The sequence below is a fragment of the Mesorhizobium sp. Root695 genome (genome assembly GCF_001428185.1).
Classification (GTDB): domain Bacteria; phylum Pseudomonadota; class Alphaproteobacteria; order Rhizobiales; family Rhizobiaceae; genus Mesorhizobium.
In genome coordinates this window covers 114,697-133,132 of the sequence record NZ_LMHO01000011.1, presented here as the reverse complement: position 1 = coordinate 133,132, position 18,436 = coordinate 114,697, and the positions used below count along the sequence as shown (strand labels likewise).

17 protein-coding genes, 1 tRNA gene and 1 pseudogene are annotated in these 18,436 nt (G+C 63.6%); 11 read left to right on the top strand and 8 right to left on the bottom strand.

Translation table 11 applies throughout. The features are described 5' to 3' along the window. Positions 1-4: 4 nt before the first annotated feature. Both ASD99_RS12945 and ASD99_RS12940 read right to left on the bottom strand, forming a co-directional pair. Positions 5-81 (bottom strand) — tRNA-Arg (locus ASD99_RS12945). Positions 82-166: 85 nt separating this feature from the next. Continuing rightward, positions 167-1,330, bottom strand: a complete 1,164-nt coding sequence (locus ASD99_RS12940; RefSeq protein WP_056583754.1) for a M20 aminoacylase family protein — start codon at positions 1,328-1,330, stop codon at positions 167-169. 213 nt (positions 1,331-1,543) lie between these two features. Here ASD99_RS12940 and ASD99_RS12935 point away from each other — a divergent pair, with 213 nt between their 5' ends. Both ASD99_RS12935 and ASD99_RS12930 read left to right on the top strand, forming a co-directional pair. Further along, complete coding sequence (locus tag ASD99_RS12935) at positions 1,544-2,707, top strand: D-alanyl-D-alanine carboxypeptidase family protein (RefSeq protein ID WP_056583915.1); 1,164 nt, start codon at positions 1,544-1,546, stop codon at positions 2,705-2,707. Positions 2,708-2,777: 70 nt separating this feature from the next. Next, positions 2,778-3,887 (top strand): CobW family GTP-binding protein, encoded by a 1,110-nt coding sequence (locus tag ASD99_RS12930; protein WP_057143879.1) that lies wholly within the window; start codon positions 2,778-2,780, stop codon positions 3,885-3,887. Between the two features lie 3 nt (positions 3,888-3,890). Here the strand turns inward: ASD99_RS12930 and ASD99_RS12925 are convergent, their stop codons facing one another. From ASD99_RS12925 to ASD99_RS12905, 5 genes are all read right to left on the bottom strand, one after another. Then, positions 3,891-4,133 carry a sulfurtransferase TusA family protein gene (locus ASD99_RS12925; protein ID WP_056583747.1) on the bottom strand — a complete coding sequence of 81 codons (243 nt, stop codon included), beginning with the start codon at positions 4,131-4,133 and terminating at the stop codon, positions 3,891-3,893. Between the two features lie 9 nt (positions 4,134-4,142). Further along, positions 4,143-5,441 carry a L,D-transpeptidase family protein gene (locus ASD99_RS12920; protein ID WP_057143878.1) on the bottom strand — a complete coding sequence of 433 codons (1,299 nt, stop codon included), beginning with the start codon at positions 5,439-5,441 and terminating at the stop codon, positions 4,143-4,145. 216 nt (positions 5,442-5,657) lie between these two features. Further along, positions 5,658-6,608 (bottom strand): acetyl-CoA carboxylase carboxyltransferase subunit alpha, encoded by a 951-nt coding sequence (locus ASD99_RS12915; RefSeq protein ID WP_056583741.1) that lies wholly within the window; start codon positions 6,606-6,608, stop codon positions 5,658-5,660. Positions 6,609-6,707: 99 nt separating this feature from the next. Next, the gene (locus tag ASD99_RS12910) at positions 6,708-7,625 is read right to left on the bottom strand and encodes a site-specific tyrosine recombinase XerD (RefSeq protein ID WP_057143877.1); all 918 of its coding nucleotides are present in this window, start codon (positions 7,623-7,625) and stop codon (positions 6,708-6,710) included. 17 nt (positions 7,626-7,642) lie between these two features. Continuing rightward, a complete protein-coding gene (locus tag ASD99_RS12905; protein ID WP_056583734.1) occupies positions 7,643-7,795 on the bottom strand; it encodes a hypothetical protein in 153 nt (50 codons plus the stop codon). Positions 7,796-8,002: 207 nt separating this feature from the next. Between ASD99_RS12905 and ASD99_RS12900 the strand changes: the two genes are divergently transcribed. The 5 genes and pseudogenes from ASD99_RS12900 (at position 8,003) to ASD99_RS12880 (ending at position 13,248) form a co-directional block, all read left to right on the top strand. Beyond that, on the top strand, positions 8,003-8,614 hold the full coding sequence (locus ASD99_RS12900) for a shikimate kinase (protein WP_057143876.1): 612 nt from the start codon (positions 8,003-8,005) through the stop codon (positions 8,612-8,614). Continuing rightward, a complete protein-coding gene (gene aroB / locus ASD99_RS12895; protein WP_057143875.1) occupies positions 8,611-9,747 on the top strand; it encodes a 3-dehydroquinate synthase in 1,137 nt (378 codons plus the stop codon). Before ASD99_RS12900 ends, aroB begins: the two co-directional genes overlap by 4 nt. Position 9,748: 1 nt before the next feature. Continuing rightward, positions 9,749-10,633 (top strand): HlyC/CorC family transporter, encoded by an 885-nt coding sequence (locus ASD99_RS12890; RefSeq protein ID WP_057143874.1) that lies wholly within the window; start codon positions 9,749-9,751, stop codon positions 10,631-10,633. A gap of 84 nt (positions 10,634-10,717) precedes the next feature. After that, positions 10,718-11,521 (top strand): annotated as a pseudogene (locus ASD99_RS35270) (alpha/beta hydrolase). A 173-nt stretch (positions 11,522-11,694) separates the two neighbouring features. Then, positions 11,695-13,248 carry an acetolactate synthase large subunit gene (locus ASD99_RS12880; RefSeq protein WP_057143873.1) on the top strand — a complete coding sequence of 518 codons (1,554 nt, stop codon included), beginning with the start codon at positions 11,695-11,697 and terminating at the stop codon, positions 13,246-13,248. 29 nt (positions 13,249-13,277) lie between these two features. Here ASD99_RS12880 and ASD99_RS12875 read toward each other — a convergent pair whose 3' ends face one another. After that, positions 13,278-13,580 carry a BolA family protein gene (locus ASD99_RS12875; protein ID WP_023757265.1) on the bottom strand — a complete coding sequence of 101 codons (303 nt, stop codon included), beginning with the start codon at positions 13,578-13,580 and terminating at the stop codon, positions 13,278-13,280. A gap of 190 nt (positions 13,581-13,770) precedes the next feature. Here ASD99_RS12875 and ASD99_RS12870 point away from each other — a divergent pair, with 190 nt between their 5' ends. The 4 genes from ASD99_RS12870 (at position 13,771) to ASD99_RS12855 (ending at position 18,436) form a co-directional block, all read left to right on the top strand. Then, positions 13,771-14,391, top strand: a complete 621-nt coding sequence (locus tag ASD99_RS12870; RefSeq protein ID WP_056583716.1) for a J domain-containing protein — start codon at positions 13,771-13,773, stop codon at positions 14,389-14,391. Between the two features lie 123 nt (positions 14,392-14,514). After that, positions 14,515-15,501, top strand: a complete 987-nt coding sequence (gene cobS, locus ASD99_RS12865) for a cobaltochelatase subunit CobS (RefSeq protein WP_056583711.1) — start codon at positions 14,515-14,517, stop codon at positions 15,499-15,501. Between the two features lie 11 nt (positions 15,502-15,512). Beyond that, complete coding sequence (gene cobT, locus ASD99_RS12860) at positions 15,513-17,411, top strand: cobaltochelatase subunit CobT (RefSeq protein ID WP_056583709.1); 1,899 nt, start codon at positions 15,513-15,515, stop codon at positions 17,409-17,411. Beyond that, positions 17,408-18,436, top strand: a complete 1,029-nt coding sequence (locus ASD99_RS12855) for an esterase-like activity of phytase family protein (RefSeq protein WP_056583707.1) — start codon at positions 17,408-17,410, stop codon at positions 18,434-18,436. The genes cobT and ASD99_RS12855 overlap by 4 nt, the downstream gene beginning before the upstream one ends.

Sequence of the window (18,436 nt, the reverse complement as noted above, 5' to 3'; positions counted from 1 at the left end):
ACATTGGTGATCCCGACAGGAATCGAACCTGTGACCTACAGATTAGGAATCTGCCGCTCTATCCTACTGAGCTACGGGACCACGCGGCCCGACACATAGCCGCTTCGGATCGTTTCGCCAAGAGGCTGGCCGAAGGCAATTCGGCCAACTCTTGGCGTTGAAGGTATCAGGCGGCCAGGGCGGTTTCCGCCAGTTTCACCCAGTAGCTCATGCCGTGCGGGATGACCTCGTCGTTGAAATCGTAGGCCGGGTTGTGGAGACCGGCGGTGTCGCCATTGCCGATGAAGATGAAGGCGCCGGGGCGGGCTTCGAGCATGTAGGAGAAATCCTCGCCGCCCATCACCGGCTGGATGCCGCGGTGGACATGGGCGTCGCCGGCGACACCGGCTGCGACATCGCTGGCAAACACCGTCTCTTCCGCGTGGTTGAAGGTCACGGGGTAGTTTGCCTGGTAGTCGACCTCGATCTTGGCGCCGAACGCGGTCGCCAGCCCGTCGCAGATGGTGCGGATTCGCTCTTCCGACTTCTTGGCGATTTCCTTGCGCAAGGTGCGCACGGTGCCGGCGATTTCAGCGGTTTCCGGAATGATGTTGTAGGCATCGCCGGCGTGGAACTTGGTCACAGACACCACCACGGCCTCGACCGGGTCGGTGCTGCGCGAGGCGATGGTCTGCAAGGCACCGACCAGCTGGCTGGTGATGACGATCGGGTCGATCGTGCCGTGCGGCATGGCCGCATGGCCGCCCTTGCCGCGCACGGTGATGGTGAACTCGGCCGTCGCCGCCATGATCGGACCCGGGCGGATGGCGAACTGGCCGACAGGCAGGCCCGGCATGTTGTGCATGCCGAACACTTTGGAGATGTCGAAACGCTCCATCATGCCATCCTTGACCATTTCGTTGCCGCCGCCGCCGCCTTCCTCGGCCGGCTGGAAGATCACCGCCACGGAGCCGGTGAAGTTGCGCGTCTCGGCGAGATATTTCGCGGCACCCAAAAGCATCGCCGTGTGGCCGTCATGGCCGCAGGCATGCATCTTGCCGGGAATGGTCGAGGCGTAAGGCTTTCCGGTGGTCTCGTTGAGCGGCAGAGCGTCCATGTCGGCGCGCAGGCCGATGGTGGGGCCTTCGCCCTGGCGGCCGCGGATGATGCCAACCACGCCGGTCTTGCCGAGACCGGTGACCACATCGTCGCAACCGAAGGCTTTCAGCTTCTCGGTGACGAAGGCAGCGGTCTTGAAGACGTCGAAGTTCAGTTCTGGCGTCTGGTGCAGATGCTGGCGCCAGCCGGCGACTTCGTCCTGCATTTCGGCGGCACGGTTCAGGATTGGCATGATGGTTCCATCTCGCTGTTGGGGCAGGCGGGTGTTATCCGCCTTGCAATTGTGATCGCCAGGCACTTTGCCATGTTGGCGTCACATAGAGTAAATAGCACCGCAACGATGCGGTCCGGTTTTTGAGGGTCGGACCTATCATGCTGGCGATCGCGTAACGAAATCTTACGGAGCCAGGGGCGACTACGGCAAGAGGCGATTTCGGATTTGATCATGCGGCACAGGCATTTCTTCAAACTATTCTCGGCTGGCACAATGGCGCTGACGGTCGTGGCCGGGCCGGCGCTGGCCAATCCGGTGGTTGTGTTCGACCTCAACGGCGGAAAGATCCTGCAGCACCAGGATGCGTTCAAGCGCTGGTATCCGGCGTCGCTGAGCAAGCTGATGACCGCTTATGTGACCTTTCGGGCAATCGCGGCCGGCGAAGTGCAGCTTGATTCGCCGATCAAGGTGACGAAACACTCCGCCGCCGAGCCGCCAAGCAAGATGGGCTTCAAGCCGGGCTCGGTGATGCGGCTCGACAATGCGCTGAAGATGATGCTGGTCAAATCGGCCAACGACATCGCCATGGCCGTCGGCGAAAATGTCGGCGGTTCGCAGGCAGCCTTTGCCGAGCGGATGAATGCCGAGGCGACCCGGCTCGGCATGAACGGCACGCATTTCGTCAATCCGAACGGGCTCTATTCGCCGGACCAGTACACGACGGCGCGCGACCTCGCCGTGCTGGTGATGGCGATCCGCCGTGAATTTCCGCAATATGTGCCGTGGTTTTCGATCGAAGGTCTTGCTGTCGGCAAGAAGGCGATCCCGAACTACAATCTCTTGATCGGCCGCTATCCCGGCGCCGACGGCATGAAGACCGGCTTTGTCTGCCCCTCAGGCTTCAACATGATCGGTTCGGCGACCCGCAACGGGCGCACGCTGGTCGCGGTCGTGCTTGGCGAGAAGTCGGCAGTCACCCGTGCCGAGACCGCCGCGAGATTGCTCGACCAGGGTTTTGACACGCCTGCCGCCGGTTCGGCCACTGTCACCACGCTGGCGCCCTACGGCGACACGGTCTCGCCCAACGACATGCATGACGAGGTCTGCAAGAAGAAGGCGCCTGAGGAACAGTCCGAAGCGCCGCCGGCCGTCGCCAAGGACGTGCCGAAATCGCCCTATCAGGAAAAGCTCGACCATGTGCCGACGCTGGTTGCCGTCGGCCTTGGCGGCGCCACCGGTCCGGCGCCGAAGGCCATCCTCGATCACGGCGGCCAGGAATACGCCGACGTGCCGATCCCCAGCTGGCGGCCCGACAGACCGGCGCCGGCCGGCACCGGTCCGAAGATTGCCGGCTCCGCCGCGCAGGGCGACCAGCCGGCCAAGGTTGCGAACTAGAAGCATGATCCCGAAAAGTGGGCACCGGTTTTCGGAAAAAGATCATGCTCAAACAGACAGATAGAGTTCGATGAGCGGCTTCCCGATCCCCGTCTCGGTGCTGACCGGCTTCCTCGGCGCCGGCAAGACGACGCTGCTCAACCGGCTGCTCAAGGATCCGGCGCTGGCCGACACGGCGGTCATCATCAACGAGTTCGGCGAGGTGGCGATCGACCATCTGCTGGTCGAGCAGTCTTCAGACGGCATCATCCAGCTTTCCGACGGCTGCCTGTGCTGCACGGTGCGCGGTGAACTGGTCGATACGCTGGCCGATCTGGTCGACCGGCTGCAGACCGGCCGTATCGCCCGTCTTGCCCGCGTCATCGTCGAGACCACCGGCCTTGCCGACCCGGCGCCGGTGCTGCAGTCGATCATGGCGCATCCCGCGCTTGTCCAGGCCTTCCGGCTCGACGGCGTCATCACGCTGGTCGATGCAGTCAACGGCAATGCCACGCTCGATGCCCATGTCGAGGCGGTCAAGCAGGTCGCCGTCGCCGACCGCATCGTGCTCAGCAAGGCCGATCTGGCCACCGATCCCAGCGAACTGGAAACACTGCGGGCACGCCTGCGGCAGATCAATCCAGGCGCCGAACTGCTCGATGTCGCCGACACGGGGACAGGCGTGGTGGCGCTGTTTGACTGCGGCCTCTACAATCCGGCGACGAAATCCGCCGACGTGCGGCGCTGGCTTGGCGAGGAAGCAGCGCACGATCACGACCACCATCATCATGACCATGATCATCAAGATGGCCATGACCACGGCCATCGCCACGATTCGCCGGTGCGTTCCTATTCGCTGGTGCATGACGGGCCGGTGCCGTTTTCAGCCATCGAGATGTTTCTCGACCTGCTGCGTTCGACCCATGGCGAGCGCCTGCTGCGGATGAAAGGCGTCATCGAGCTCCGGGAAGACCCGTCGCGGCCGTTGGTGATCCATGGCGTGCAGAAGATCCTGCATCCGCCGGTGCAATTGTCGTCCTGGCCCGATGGCCAGCGCGGCACGCGGCTGGTGCTGATCACGCTCGACATGCCGGAAGATTATATCCGCAGGCTGTTCGCCGCCTTCACCAACCGGCCGTCGATCGACACGCCCGACCGCGCGGCGCTGGAAAACAACCCGCTGGCTATTGCCGGACGGTAAATCCTACGATTGCTGTTCGCCTCGCTCGACCAGGAAGCGATGGCCGCCTGATACCGACGCCGTTTCGATCAGACGGTGGCCGCTGTCGGAGCAGAATGCCGGAATGTCGATCACGGCCAGCGGATCGGTGGTTTCGAGCCACAGCTGGCTGCCCGCTTGCATCCCGGCCAGGCGTTTCTTCGCCTTGAGCACGGGCAAGGGACAGTTCAGTCCCTTGAGGTCATAGATATCGGCGCGGTCAGCCACGGGTGAAAATCAACCGCCGAACATGCCGAGCAACTTGTTCTTCAGCTTCGTCACACGGCTCTCATCGGCGCTTACCGCCTCCGTTTCGGCCACTGGCGCGGCTTCGGAAGGGGCCACGATGGTCGCGGTGGCGACAGGGGCTTCCTTGGCGGCCTTCTCGGCCTCCTTTTGAGCCAGAGCCTGGGCCTTGGCGGCTTCCTTGGCTTGCTTGGCCGCCTCTACGGCAGCCAGCCTCTGCTCTTCGGCCTTCTGCTTGGCGGCCTTTTCGGCGTCGAGGGCGGCCATCTTGCGGCCTGCCGGCGAATCGATGCGGCCCATGCGCGCCGTCTCGGTGACCGTGCCGTCATTGTTGAGCGACGGCGGGTCGATCGGCACGCGCTCGCCGCGCGCCCGGCGCTTGGACCAGTCGGAGACGATGCTGGCTTCCTTGATGCCGGCGATGGTCGGCTTGGGTGGGGGCACGCTGGCCTTGACCGCGCCGTTGAAAGCCGCGTCATAGGTGCTCATGTAGGAATTGTAGGCGCTTTTCAGCGAATCAGGCTGCGTCGTCGCCGGGCAGGCGCCGGTCGGATCGAATGTCTGGCCGTCAGCGGCAACCTGGTTGAAGACATAACGCTTTTCGCAGACATCGACCTTCGGCGGAACCTTGGTGATCTCGAAATTGTCGTAGCCGACCTTCAGCATCTTCCAGAATTCGTAATTCGGGTCGTTGCGATAGCGCGCCATGTTGGCGGCGGTCATGCGGAACGGAAAGGCCTCGACCTGGAACTCGGTCTGCCCGCCCTGAAACGCGTCGCGGCCAAAGGCATAGATCTGCTCGATCTGCGCATCGGTCATCGAATAGCAGCCCGACGACGAGCAAGCGCCATGCACCATCAGGTTCTGACCCGTGCGGCCATTGGCGCGGTCATAGGCGTTGGGAAAGCCGATGTTGAAGGACAGATGGTAGTTCGAGCGGGGATTCATCTGCGACGGCCGCACTGTGTAGAAGCCTTCCGGCGCCTGGCGGTCACCCTCGGTGTATTTGGGCCCCAGCTTGCCCGACCATTTGCAGATGTCGTAGCTGGCCACCATGTCGTACCGGCCATTGGTCTTGGCCTTCCAGATTTCGAGCTTGCCCTCTTCCTTGAAGATGCGGGCCATCACCGAGGAAGTGCGGACCATGCCCTTGGCCTTCATGTCGGCGAGGATCTTGTCGGGCAGCGGCTTATTGGCCTCCGGGGCAAAATCCTTCATCGACGAATTGTTGCAGCCGGCAACGCCGAGAGCGGCGATCAGAAGTCCGGTGCGGGCAATCTTGACAAACATGGCTGCGGATATCGTCTTTTCTCTGGCGCCAGGGCAATTCGTGCCACGGCTACTGCATTGAACGTGGACGGACCCTAAGCCCGTTAACCTTGAAAATTCCTTACCGCAAGTGTCGACGCGTCCCCTCGCGGCTGTTCCATTGAGCCGAATGCAGCGGCATTTTTGTGGCAAAAATGCTCCGGGCCGCCACATTGTGGCGGGCAAGGCTGCACGTGGTCAGAGACTGCGGCCCATAGCCAGGTACTTCTCGCGGCGCTGCTCGCGGAAATCGGTGTTGGCGCCGGCAAACTCTTTCATCGTCCTGGCGATCAGGTCGCCGGTCGCGGCAATCACGGTTTCGGCGCCACGATGCGCGCCGCCGAGCGGCTCGGGAATGATGGCGTCGATGATCTTCAACTCCAGAAGGTCCTGCGCGGTGATCTTCATGTTGGTCGCCGCGTCCTTCGACCGCGTCGTGTCGCGCCACAGGATCGAGGCGGCGCCCTCCGGCGAGATCACCGAGTAGATGGAATGTTCGAGCATGTAGACGCGGTTGGCGGTGGCGATCGCGATGGCGCCGCCCGAGCCGCCTTCGCCGATGACCACCGAGATCGATGGCACTTTCAGGCCAAGGCAGGCCGAAGTCGAGCGGGCAATGGCTTCCGCCTGGCCACGCTCCTCGGCACCGACGCCGGGATAGGCGCCGGCGGTGTCCACCAGTGTCAGCAGCGGGATCTTGAAGCGGTCGGCGAGTTCCATCAGCCGCACCGCCTTGCGGTAGCCTTCCGGCCGCACCGAGCCGAAATTGTGCTTCAGCCGGCTGGTCGTGTCGGAACCCTTTTCCTGGCCGATGATGGCGACAGGCTCGCCGCGAAAACGGGCGAAGCCGCCGACGATCGCCTGGTCCTCCCCGTAATTGCGGTCGCCGGCCAGCGGGGTGAAATCGTTGAACAGACCCTTGATGTAGTCGACGCAATGCGGCCTGTCGGGATGGCGCGCCACCTGCACCTTCTGCCACGGGGTCAGCGCCTTGTAGGCGTCGCGCAGGGCGTCGCGGGAGCGCTTCTCGAGACGGCTGATCTCGTCGCCAACATCCACCGCCTCGCCGTTCTCGGCAAGCTTCTTCAGCTCGAGGATCTTGCCCTCGAGGTCCTGCACCGGCTTTTCGAAATCGAGGTAATTATACATGCGTGAGCGGACCGATACGTCGGAAGGCAATGGCTGACGGAACCCTTGAATACAAGGCTCCGGGCGGTGGAATGTCGTCCTCACATAGCGATATGAGGTCTAGTCGGCAAGCGGATGATGATCGTTGACCAGCCGCACCAGCCGCTCTTCCAGCACATGGGTATAAATCTGTGTCGTCGATATGTCGGCATGGCCGAGCAATTGCTGCACGGCCCTGAGATCGGCGCCGTTCTGCAGGAGATGGCTGGCGAAAGCATGGCGCAGCACATGCGGCGAGATCTTCGCCGAGGCGATGCCGGCTCTTGCCGCCAGCCCTTTCAGGTCGCGCGCGAAGACCTGACGCGAGAGACAGCCGCTGTCGGAGGCGGCCGGAAACAGGAACGGACTGTCGGCGAAGGCGGGAACCTTGGCGCGGGCGGCAAGCCAGCTTTTCATCGCTGTGCGCGCCTTGGCCGAGAGCGGCACCATGCGCTCTTTGTCGCCCTTGCCGCGCACCATGAAGAAGCGGTCATCGCGCTGCGCCACCGTCACCGGCAGGCCGACCAGTTCGGAAACGCGCAGGCCGGTGGCATAAAGCACCTCGACCAGCGCATGCAGGCGCAGCGAAGCCAGCCATTCACTGTTGCCGAGCGCAGCATCGCCGGCCTCAAGTGCCGCGCGGTCGATCAGCCTACCTGTGTCGGCCTCGCTCATCGTCTTGGGCAGCGGACGGCCCTTTTTCGGGCTGTCCAGCGTGCCGGTCGGGTCATCGCCGCGCAGGCCTTCGGCGTAGAGGAATTTGAAGAACTGGCGGATCGCCGACAGTTTGCGCGCCTGCGACGTGGCGGCAAAGCCACGGGCGGCGATGTCGTCGAGATAGGCGCGGATATCGGCAGCGGCCGCGCCGGCGAGACCGCCATCGATCTCGCTTGAGGCGTCTTCGAGGTCACGGCGGTAGGAGGAAAGCGTGTTTTCGGCAGCACCCCGCTCGGCACTCATCATTTCCAGAAAGGCTTCGATGCGGGCGGCGCTGTTCATTCAGCTTTTCTTGTCATTCAACTTTTCTTGGGATTGAGCTTTTCCGGAGGGATGCGCACGCTCATTTCCCCCTTCTTGGGCTCGACGAACATCACCAGTGCGAACATCGTACCATAGGCAATGCCAGCCAGAATCGCGAGCGTAACGACAAAGCGAAACAGTGTCGGCATCAATATTCGCCCGTCTTCTTGTTCTGCGTTTCCAAACCCTGTCCCCTTATGGGACGCCAATCCGGCCAATTCAAGGAAGAAGCTGAGGCCCGCTAGCAACTTCTGATGCAGAGGTCAGCCATATCAGGCTCAAGGTGCTTGCCACGCTTGACGCAAAGGGGCTTTTCATGTCGATACGCCGGCAAAGAGGGCCGTGGAAAACATCCGATGAACGCGCTGCCAGCAAATCCTCCGGACGAGACCCACGCCGCGCTGCTTGGCCGGCTGGGCAGCCGTTCCGTCGTCTTTGTCGGGCTGATGGGCGCCGGCAAGACGGCGATCGGCCGCAAGGTGGCGACGATGCTGGCGCTTCCGTTCATCGACAGCGACCAGGAGATCGAAAGTGTCTCGCGCATGACCGTTCCGGAGCTGTTCGAGCGCTATGGCGAGACGGAATTCAGGGCGCTGGAGCAGCGCGTCATCCTGCGCGTGCTGGAAAACGGCCCACAAGTGCTGTCGACAGGCGGCGGTGCCTTCATGAACGCGCAGACGCGCGAGGCGATCGCCTCGCACGGCGTGTCGGTCTGGCTGAAGGCCGAACTCGACCTCCTGATGGACCGCGTCTCCAAGAAGCAGAACCGGCCGCTCCTGAAAAGTGCTGACCCGCGCGCCGTGCTGGAGCGGCTGATGGGGGAGCGTTATCCGGTCTACGCGACATCCGATGTCACAGTGCCGACCCGCGACGACCGCAAGGAGGTCATCGCCACCGAGGTGGTGGACGCGCTGTGCCGGCATTTCGGCATCGATGAGACTGCCGCGACAGGCGAGGTGGAATCGTGAGCGTCGATGCACCCGTTGTTGTCGAAGTCGGCCTTGGAGACCGGACCTACGACATTCTGATCGGCTCCGGCCTGCTGTCGCGCGCCGGTGCTGAGATTTCGCGCCGGTTGCCGGGCACGCGCGCCGCCGTCATCACCGACGCCAACGTCGCGGCTGCGCATCTCTGTGCCCTTCAGGCAGGCCTCGAAACAGGCGGCATCCAGCCGGCGGTCATTACACTGCCGCCCGGCGAGAAGACCAAGAGCTTCGCCCGTCTCGAAGAGGTGGTCGACGGTGTGCTGGCTGCGAAACTGGAGCGCGGCGACATCGTCATCGCCCTTGGCGGCGGCGTCATCGGCGATCTCGCCGGCTTTGCCGCCGGCATCGTGCGTCGCGGCATGAATTTCGTGCAGATCCCGACCTCATTGCTGGCGCAGGTCGATTCCTCGGTCGGCGGCAAGACCGGCATTAACAGCGCGCGCGGCAAGAACCTTGTCGGCGTCTTCCATCAGCCGAAACTGGTGCTGGCCGACACCGGAGTGCTCGACACGCTGCCGATCCGTGAATTCCGCGCCGGCTATGCCGAGCTCGCCAAATACGGGCTCATCGACCGGCCGGAGTTTTTCGCCTGGCTGGAAGAGAACTGGGCAAAGGTGTTTGCCGGCGGGCCGGAGAGGGCGCAGGCGATTGCCGAAGCCTGCCGCGCCAAGGCCGACGTCGTTGCCCGCGACGAGTTCGAGACCGGCGACCGTGCCCTGCTCAATCTCGGCCATACGTTCGGCCACGCGCTGGAAGCCGCCACGCGGTATGACGGAGCCCGTCTCGTCCATGGCGAGGGCGTCGCCATCGGCATGGCGCTGGCGTACCGGTTCTCGTCGCGGCTCAACCTGGCCAGCCCCGACGACGCAGCGCGCGTCGAAGCGCATCTGCGCGCCGTCGGCCTGCCTTGGCGGATAGTCGATATTCCAGGCGATTTGCCCGACGCCGAGGCGCTGCTGGCCTTCATCACCCAGGACAAGAAGGTGTCGCGCGGCGCGCTGACCTTCATCCTGACGCGCGGCATCGGCCAAGCTTTCATCGCCAAGGATGTGCCGGCCTCGGAAGTGCTGTCGTTCCTGAGGGAAAACCATCCAGTCAACGGGAAAGTCGGCTGAGATGGACATCGGCTGGATCGTCGTCGCCGTCCTTGCCATCCTCATCCTGCTGCTCGTTGCCGTGCGCACGCGCCTGCTTGCCATGTTCGGATACGAGCTGTCGCGCATCGAGCCGCAGCGCTCGACCCAGGACGAGTTGCGCGGCGCGGTGGACGATTTCCGCCGCGACGGCCAGGTGGTGCGCGAGGACCGCGACCGCGTCGGCGGCCTGTTCGATCTCGCCGAGCTCGAAGTCTCCGACATCATGGTCCACCGCACCAACATGCGCTCGGTCAATGCCGACAATGCACCGGAAGCGGTTGTGCGCGAGATCCTGCAGAGCCCGCACACCCGCATGCCGCTGTGGAAGGGCTCGCTCGACAACATCGTCGGCGTGCTCCACGCCAAGGACCTGCTGCGCGCGCTCAACGAAGTCGGCAACGACTTCTCCAGGATCGATGTGATGAAGATCGCCTCGAAACCATGGTTCGTGCCCGACACGACGACCTTGCAGGAACAGCTCAACGCCTTCCTGCGCCGCAAGGCGCATTTCGCAGTCGTCGTCGACGAATATGGCGAGGTCGAAGGGCTGGTGACGCTGGAGGACATCATCGAGGAGATCGTCGGCGAGATCGCCGACGAGCACGATGTCGACATCCAGGGCGTCAAGCAGGAGGCCGACGGCTCCGTCGTCGTCGACGGCACGGTGCCGATCCGCGACCTGAACCGGGCGCTTGACTGGAACCTGCCCGACGAGGAGGCGACTACGATCGCCGGCCTCGTCATCCACGAGACGCAGTCGATTCCCGAGGAGAAACAAGCTTTTACGTTCCACGGCAAGCGCTTCATCGTCATGAAACGCGACAAGAACCGGATCGCAAGGTTGAGGATCAAGCCGGTCGCATAGTGCCTCCGGCTTGTATGTTACCAATCCTTCATTGGAACTTCGCGGCACCAGGGTGCATTTGTCCGCCGGGGTGGCCAGGAGAGAATGATGATCGATCGGCGAACCCTGCTTCTGGCCTCGATGGCGGCTTTTCTGTCGAACGGCGCCTCCAGCGCATCGCGCGCGCCGTCGCCGAAAACCGTCGACTACGGGCCGGCCAAGCTCGACATCTACGCGCCCGATGGTGCAAGCGGCTTGCCGGTCGTGTTTTTCGTCCACGGCGGCACCTGGCAGTTTGGCAAACGCAGCCAGGTCAACGCCAAGCCGGCCTTCCTGCTGGCCAACGGCTTCTGCTTCGTTTCCATCGGTTGCCGCCTGTTGCCTAAGGCCGATGTCGCCGCCTAGGCCAGCGACGTCGAAAAGGCCTATGCCAATATCAGGGCCAACATCGCCCAGTATGGCGGCGACCCAAACCGCATCGTTGGCATGGGCCATTCGGCCGGCTGCCACCTGATCGCCCTGACCGGCATGCGCGGTGGGCTGCCTGGCATAGCTGCGCTCATCCTCGACGACACCAGGGCCTATGATCTTGCAGCACTTGCCAGAAATGGCGGCATGGTGCGGGCCTATGCGCGTGTGTTTTCCGACACCTCGCAATGGGCGGCATTTTTGCCGGCCGTCCATGTAGACGGCCACAAGTATCCGCCGACCTTCATTGCCTATTCGCGGGCGCCTGGCCGTGGCGAGGATTCGAAGGCCTTTGCCGAGCGCCTACCCGCAACTGGTACAGAGGTAACGTTGTTCGACGGCAGCGCCTATACGCACATGTCGATCAATCACGACTTCGGTGAGGACCGCGACGCGCTGACCGCTGCCGCGCTGGCATTCCTGAAATCGACGGTCGGCTGATTGAGGCTGGTACGCTAGCCACTGGATCAGATCAAAAGCACTGGCGGGATATTGCTGTGCGGGCGCCCCCGGGTGCAATTGCTCTGTCTGTTTGTTTTGACGCAATTCCGGACGGAAAACCGCTTCACACTTTTCCTGGAATTGCTCTTCGATCGTCGACGGGAGAGAACTGCATGAACGGCGCCGATGTCCTGTGTGACGTGCTTCTGGCCAATGATGTGACGGTCTGCTTCGCCAACCCCGGCACGTCCGAAATGCATTTCGTTGCCGCGCTTGACCGCAAACAGCAGATGCGTTGCGTGCTCGGGCTGTTCGAGGGTGTGGTGACCGGTGCCGCCGACGGCTATGCGCGGATGACCGATCGGCCGGCCGCGACGCTGCTGCACACCGGTCCCGGCCTGGCCAATGGTCTCGCCAACATGCACAATGCGCGGCGCGCTCTCAGCCCGATGATCAACATCGTCGGCGACCATGCGTCCTACCATCTGCCACTCGATGCGCCGCTCACCAGCGATATCGACGGCCTTGCGGCACCGATGTCGAACTGGGTGCGCCGCATCGGCGGCCCGGACGATGTCGCGCCGGCGACCGAAGCGGCCTTGCGCGCATCGCTGACACCCCCCGGCGTCACGACCCTGATCCTGCCGGCGGATGCCGCCTGGGGTGAAGTCGGGGCGGTCTCGGTTGGCAAGGTGAGGCTGGCGCCGCCGCCCGCCGTCGACATGGACGCGGTACGCAAGATCGCCGCGGCGATCCGTGCCGCTCCGGGTCGGGCCGGCATGGTCGTTCGCGGAAAGGCCGCACGAGCCGATGCGCTTGCTATTGCCGGGCAGATCTCGACGGGCAGCGATGTCCGCCTGTTCAGCGAGGTTCTGATCGCCCGAATGCAGCGCGGACGCGGGCGTGTCGCGCCCACGCGCATCCCCTATCCGGTCGATGCGGCGACGGCTCTGCTCGGGGATGTCGACGTCCTGATCCTGGTTGGCGGGAAGGAACCGGTTGCCTTCTTTGCCTATCCGGGAAAGCCGGGACGACTTGTTCGGGAGGGCTGCCAGGTGCTGACGCTGGCTGCCCATGGCGACGATCTGCATGCGGCGCTGGAAGCGCTTCGCGATGAACTCGGCATAAAGCCGTCGCAACAACAGGTGTTCGCGACCGCCTTTCCCGACGAGGCAACGCCGAACGGCAAGCTGACGGAAGATGCCATCGCATTGTCGGTGGCGCGAAAGCTTCCCATGGATGCGATCGTCTGCGACGAAGCGATCACCTCGGCGCGGCGTTTCTTCGCCCTATCGGCCTTTGCCGCGCCGCACGACTACATGATGGGCACCGGCGGATCGATAGGCGGAGGCATCCCGATGGCGACCGGAGCGGCGATCGCCTGCCCGGACCGCAAGGTGATCAATCTCGAGGCCGACGGCAGCGGCATGTACACGGTGCAGGGATTGTGGACCCAGGCCAGGGAAGATCTCGACGTGGTGACGATCGTCTTTGCCAACCGAACCTACGCGATCCTGCATGGCGAGATGAAGAATGTCGGTGTCGGCGCCATCGGCGAGAACGCCAGGCGCATGCTCGACCTCGACCTTCCGACGCTGGACTGGGTCTCGCTGGCCAAAGGCATGGGCGTGGAAGCGGCCCGGGCCGATACGTGTGAACGCTTTGACGCGCTGCTGGACAGTGCCCTGTCGCGGCGCGGACCGTTCCTCATCGAAGCGGTGCTCTGAGCGCGGCGGAAGGTGAGGGCGAGTCTGGCCTACCAGCGGGTCTTCTCGCCGGGAGCCGCCGGTTCGATCGCCAGCGCGTGCACGCCGGCTTTCAGTTCGTCGGCAAGCAGTTCGTTGACGGCGCGGTGACGGTCGATGCGGCTCATGCCGGCAAAGGCCGAAGAGACGACGCGGACGCGAAAATGCGTCTCGCCGGTGCCGTCATAGGCGCCGTGATGGTCGGAGCCATGGTGGTGATGGCCGGCATGGAGATGGCTCTCGTTGATGATGACCAGCCGGTCCGGCGAAAATGCCTTGTTGAGCTTGTCTTCCATGGTCGTCTGTATGGACATCGCCGTCTCCCTTCACCACATATGGCTCGCGCATCAGCCTTGAAACCGAAAATCGGTCTTCGCAAAAGGCGCTGCCGCGCAACAAAATCCGCCATTCGCCTGCTTTATGCCGCGATTCAGCGGTTAGGGCGATGATCGCGAAAATGTCAATTCTTGTTTCGCATCTGCGAACGCCCCATAAATGGGTTAGATGAAGCCGTACCCAAAATATTTCGAGAAGATTCGCGTCCGTCCCGACAAGGACGCGGAGCTGAAGTCGCACTCGCCGATTTGCCAGTGGGACGGCTGCAAGGAAGCGGGCACCCATCGTGCGCCGGTCGGGCGCATGAAGGAGGGCGAGTATTTCCGCTTCTGCTTCGACCATGTGCGCGAGTACAACAAGGGCTTCAACTATTTCTCCGGCGTGCCGGACACCGAGGTCGCGCGCTTCCAGAAGGAAGCGATGACCGGTCACCGGCCGACCTGGAAGATGGGCGTCAACGGCGGCTCGACGCGTTCGTCGCCGGATGTGGCGCAGATGCGTTCCGGCCGCGCCGGCTACTACAACCGCATGCGCGACCCCTTCGACCTGTTCAAAGGGCCGAAGGATCCACGCGAGGCGCGCGAGCGCAAGGCCAAGCCGCTTGAGGCCAAGGCGCTGGAAACGCTTGGCCTTGATACAAAGGCGACTGGCAAGGAAATCAAGGCGCGCTATAAGGAACTGGTGAAACTCCACCATCCGGATGCGAATGGTGGCGACAGAGGTTCGGAAGACCGGTTCCGCGATGTGCTGCAGGCCTATCGCGTGCTCAAACAGGCGGGCCTGTGCTGAGCGACCATACGGTTCGTGTCGTTTTCCAACTTTCATAAGGTTGGAAAAGGCTCTAAGACCGCCCCCGGACAAATTCGATTGCCGGCGAAATGAGGCGTTTCGCCCGTGGAGACGTTGAGAGATATGAACAAGGTCGATCGTGACATCGCCAACCTGCCCGACACAACGGTGTCGGTGAAGGAAAAATTCGGCTTCGAGTCCAAGATGGTGGTGCCGGCCTATTCGGTGACATCAGAGCATGTGCCCGACATCGATCCGGACTATCTGTTCGACAAGAACACGACGATGGCGATCCTTGCGGGCTTTGCCTACAACCGCCGCGTCATGGTGTCGGGCTATCACGGCACCGGCAAGTCGACTCATATCGAACAGGTCGCCGCCCGCCTCAACTGGCCCTGCGTGCGCGTCAATCTCGACAGCCATGTCAGCCGTATCGATCTCGTCGGCAAGGACGCGATCGTGGTCAAGGACGGGTTGCAGATCACCGAATTCCGCGACGGCATCCTGCCCTGGGCCTACCAGCATAATGTCGCGCTCTGCTTCGATGAGTATGATGCCGGCCGTCCGGATGTAATGTTCGTCATCCAGCGCGTGCTGGAATCGTCGGGCCGGCTGACGCTGCTCGACCAGAGCCGGGTCATCCGCCCGCATCCGGCCTTCCGGCTGTTTTCGACCGCCAACACAGTTGGTCTCGGCGACACCACAGGCCTCTATCACGGCACCCAGCAGATCAACCAGGCGCAGATGGACCGCTGGTCGATCGTCACCACGCTGAACTACCTGCCGCACGACAATGAAGTCGCCATCGTGCTGGCCAAGGCCAAGCACTATCGCGACGCCAAGGGCAAGGAGATCGTCAACAAGATGGTGCGCGTCGCCGACATGACGCGCTCGGCCTTTATCAATGGCGATTTGTCGACCGTGATGAGCCCACGTACCGTCATCACCTGGGCCGAGAATGCCGAGATCTTCAGTGATATCGGCATGGCGTTCCGGCTGACCTTCCTCAACAAATGCGACGAGCTCGAGCGCTCCGTGGTGGCCGAGTTCTACCAGCGCGCCTTCGGCGAGGATCTGCCGGAATCAGCGGCAAACGTGGTGCTGGGCTAAGCAGGGTCTCGATGGCGGGTCCGGGCGACAACACGCGCAACAAGTCGAAGACGGGGTCTGAAGCCGATAGCTTCAAGCGCGCCGTCACCGTCTGCATGCGCGCCATCGCCGGCGACAAGGAACTCGAAGTCGGCTTCGCCAAAGACAGGCCGGCGCTCGCCGGCAACCGGGCGCGGCTGCCCGAATTGCCGAAGAAGGCGTCGAAGACCGACATTGCGATCACCCGCGGCCTTGGCGACTCCATGGCGCTGAAGCGCGCCTGTCACGACGCGCGCATCCACACCAAGCTGGCGCCGGAAGGCAAAGCGGCCCGCGCCATCTATGACGCGGTCGAGCAGGCTCGTGTCGAGGCGATCGGCAGCCGCGCCATGCAAGGCGTCGCCGACAACATCGGCTCGATGCTGGAGGACAAATACGCCAAGGCCAACCTCGTCGACGTCAAGGACAAGGCCGACGCGCCGATCGAGGAAGCCCTCGCCCTGATGGTGCGCGAGAAGCTGACCGGCCAGCCCGTCCCGAAAAGCGGCGAGCGGCTGGTCGAACTCTGGCGCCCCTGGGTCGAGGAAAAGGCCAAGGCCGACCTCGACGGGTTGTCGGCAAAGCTCGGCGACCAGCAGGCCTTTGCCCGTGTCGTGCGCGAGATGCTCGCCTCCATGGAAATGGCCGAGGAGCTCGGCGACGACCAGGAGACGGAAGACTCCGAGGACAATGACGACAACCAGCCGCAAGGCGAGGAGCAGAGCGAGGAGGGCGGCGAAGAGGATTCCGGCTCCGAGCAGTCGCAGTCCGAGGATGCCGAGGCTTCGGCCGATGACGAGCAGTCGGCCGAGACGGAAGCCTCCGACGCCACCGCAGACGACCTGTCGGACGATGACGACGCCGATGCCGAAACACCCGGCGAGGCGCGCCGCAACGACAATCCCTTCACCAATCTGCCGAAGGAAATCGACTACAAGGTCTTCACCACCGCTTTCGACGAGACGGTCGGGGCCGAGGAGCTTTGCGAAGAAGAAGAGCTCGACCGGCTGCGCGCCTTCCTCGACAAGCAGCTTGCCAATCTGTCCGGCGTCGTCGGTCGGCTGGCCAACCGGCTGCAGCGCCGGCTGATGGCGCAGCAGAACCGGTCGTGGGATTTCGACCTGGAAGAGGGTTACCTCGACCCGGCAAGGCTGGTGCGGGTCGTCATCGATCCGATGCAGCCGCTGTCGTTCAAGCAGGAGCGCGACACCAAATTCCGCGACACGGTGGTGACGCTGGTGCTCGATAATTCCGGCTCGATGCGCGGCCGGCCGATCACGGTCGCCGCCACCTGCGCCGACATCCTGGCGCGTACGCTGGAACGCTGCGGCGTCTCGGTCGAGATCCTCGGCTTCACCACGCGGGCGTGGAAGGGCGGACAGGCGCGCGAGAAGTGGCTGAAGGACGGCAAGCCGCCGAACCCCGGCCGGCTCAACGATCTGCGCCACATCATCTACAAGTCGGCCGACCATCCGTGGCGGCGGGCGCGGCGCAATCTCGGCCTGATGATGCGCGAGGGCCTGCTCAAGGAGAACATCGACGGCGAGGCGCTGCTGTGGGCGCACAACCGGCTGATCGCCCGGCCGGAGCAGCGCAAGATCCTGATGATGATTTCGGACGGCGCGCCGGTCGACGATTCGACGCTGTCGGTCAATCCGGGCAACTATCTCGAGCGCCATCTGCGCGCTGTCATCGAACTGATCGAGACACGTTCGCCGGTGGAGCTGCTGGCCATCGGCATCGGCCATGACGTCACGCGCTACTATCGCCGTGCCGTCACCATCGTCGATGCCGAGGAACTGGCCGGCGCCATGACCGAGCAGTTGGCTTCGCTGTTCGCCGAGGAAAGCGCGCGCGACACGCGGCGCGGCGGCATGCGGCGCGCCGGATGATCTTTTCGCGCGGCGGCTTACGGCAGACGCTTTTCGCCGCCATCGCCCTATTTTCCGGCGTCGCTTCGGCGGCAGCCGGTTCGGCTGGCTCAAGCTCCGTCGAACCGGTCGAGGTGTCGGCCCGCCCGATCAGCGAATTCCACATTGGCCATGCCGACAAGCAGTTCGGCCCGCTCGAATTCGTCGGCGGGCTGGAGATGACCTCGCCGACGCGCGATTTCGGTGCGCTGTCGGCCTTCCGTTTCCTGAAAGCCGGCGGCGATTTCATCGGCGTTGCCGATACCGGGTTCTGGTTCTTCGGCACGGTGGTCCGCGACGCCGACAAGCGGCCGTCCGGCATCCAGAATTTCCGCATGCAGCAGATGGTCGACGAGACCGGCGGGCCGATCGACAAGAAATGGGAGGTCGATGCGGAAGGCCTTGCGGTCAAGGACGGCATCGCCACGGTCGGCTTCGAGCGCAACCACCGCGTCGCCCAGTTCGAGATCGACCCGGCCGATATGAAGGCGCAGTTCAAGCAGCTGGATTTCGTGGTTCCGGCCCGGGAGCTGCGCCAGAATCGCGGCTTCGAGACCGTCACCCATGCCGATGCCAACGGCCAGCATCAGGGCGGGCTGGTCGTGGTCTCCGAGAAGAGCCTCGACAAAGCCGGCAACATCTATGCCGCCATCATCGAAGGGCCGCACAAGGGCGTCTTCACCGTCAAGCGCAACGGTGATTTCGACATCACCGACGGCGCCTTCCTGCCGGACGGCGATCTGCTGCTTCTGGAGCGCAGCTTTTCGATGGCCAGCGGCGTCAAGATGCGGCTGCGGCGCATCTATGGCGAAAGCGTCGAGAAAGGCGCCGTCGCCGACGGGCCGGTGCTGCTGGAGGCCGACATGGGCTACCAGATCGACAATATGGAAGGGCTCGACGTCTGGACCCGCGACGATGGTGCGCTGATGGTGTCGCTGATCTCCGACGACAACCACTCGATCCTGCAGCGCAACCTCTATCTGGAATTCATCCTGCACCAGGATTGA

What these genes read in the sequence shown, in the direction of transcription:
- ASD99_RS12940 (WP_056583754.1), bottom strand. Translation starts at nt 1,330, where the DNA reads ATGCCAATCCTGAACCGTGCCGCCGAAATGCAGGACGAAGTCGCCGGC.
- ASD99_RS12935 (WP_056583915.1), top strand. Translation starts at nt 1,544, where the DNA reads ATGCGGCACAGGCATTTCTTCAAACTATTCTCGGCTGGCACAATGGCG.
- ASD99_RS12930 (WP_057143879.1), top strand. Translation starts at nt 2,778, where the DNA reads ATGAGCGGCTTCCCGATCCCCGTCTCGGTGCTGACCGGCTTCCTCGGC.
- ASD99_RS12920 (WP_057143878.1), bottom strand. Translation starts at nt 5,441, where the DNA reads ATGTTTGTCAAGATTGCCCGCACCGGACTTCTGATCGCCGCTCTCGGC.
- ASD99_RS12915 (WP_056583741.1), bottom strand. Translation starts at nt 6,608, where the DNA reads ATGTATAATTACCTCGATTTCGAAAAGCCGGTGCAGGACCTCGAGGGC.
- ASD99_RS12910 (WP_057143877.1), bottom strand. Translation starts at nt 7,625, where the DNA reads ATGAACAGCGCCGCCCGCATCGAAGCCTTTCTGGAAATGATGAGTGCC.
- ASD99_RS12905 (WP_056583734.1), bottom strand. Translation starts at nt 7,795, where the DNA reads ATGCCGACACTGTTTCGCTTTGTCGTTACGCTCGCGATTCTGGCTGGC.
- ASD99_RS12900 (WP_057143876.1), top strand. Translation starts at nt 8,003, where the DNA reads ATGAACGCGCTGCCAGCAAATCCTCCGGACGAGACCCACGCCGCGCTG.
- ASD99_RS12890 (WP_057143874.1), top strand. Translation starts at nt 9,749, where the DNA reads ATGGACATCGGCTGGATCGTCGTCGCCGTCCTTGCCATCCTCATCCTG.
- ASD99_RS12880 (WP_057143873.1), top strand. Translation starts at nt 11,695, where the DNA reads ATGAACGGCGCCGATGTCCTGTGTGACGTGCTTCTGGCCAATGATGTG.
- ASD99_RS12875 (WP_023757265.1), bottom strand. Translation starts at nt 13,580, where the DNA reads ATGTCCATACAGACGACCATGGAAGACAAGCTCAACAAGGCATTTTCG.
- ASD99_RS12870 (WP_056583716.1), top strand. Translation starts at nt 13,771, where the DNA reads ATGAAGCCGTACCCAAAATATTTCGAGAAGATTCGCGTCCGTCCCGAC.
- cobS (WP_056583711.1), top strand. Translation starts at nt 14,515, where the DNA reads ATGAACAAGGTCGATCGTGACATCGCCAACCTGCCCGACACAACGGTG.
- cobT (WP_056583709.1), top strand. Translation starts at nt 15,513, where the DNA reads ATGGCGGGTCCGGGCGACAACACGCGCAACAAGTCGAAGACGGGGTCT.
- ASD99_RS12855 (WP_056583707.1), top strand. Translation starts at nt 17,408, where the DNA reads ATGATCTTTTCGCGCGGCGGCTTACGGCAGACGCTTTTCGCCGCCATC.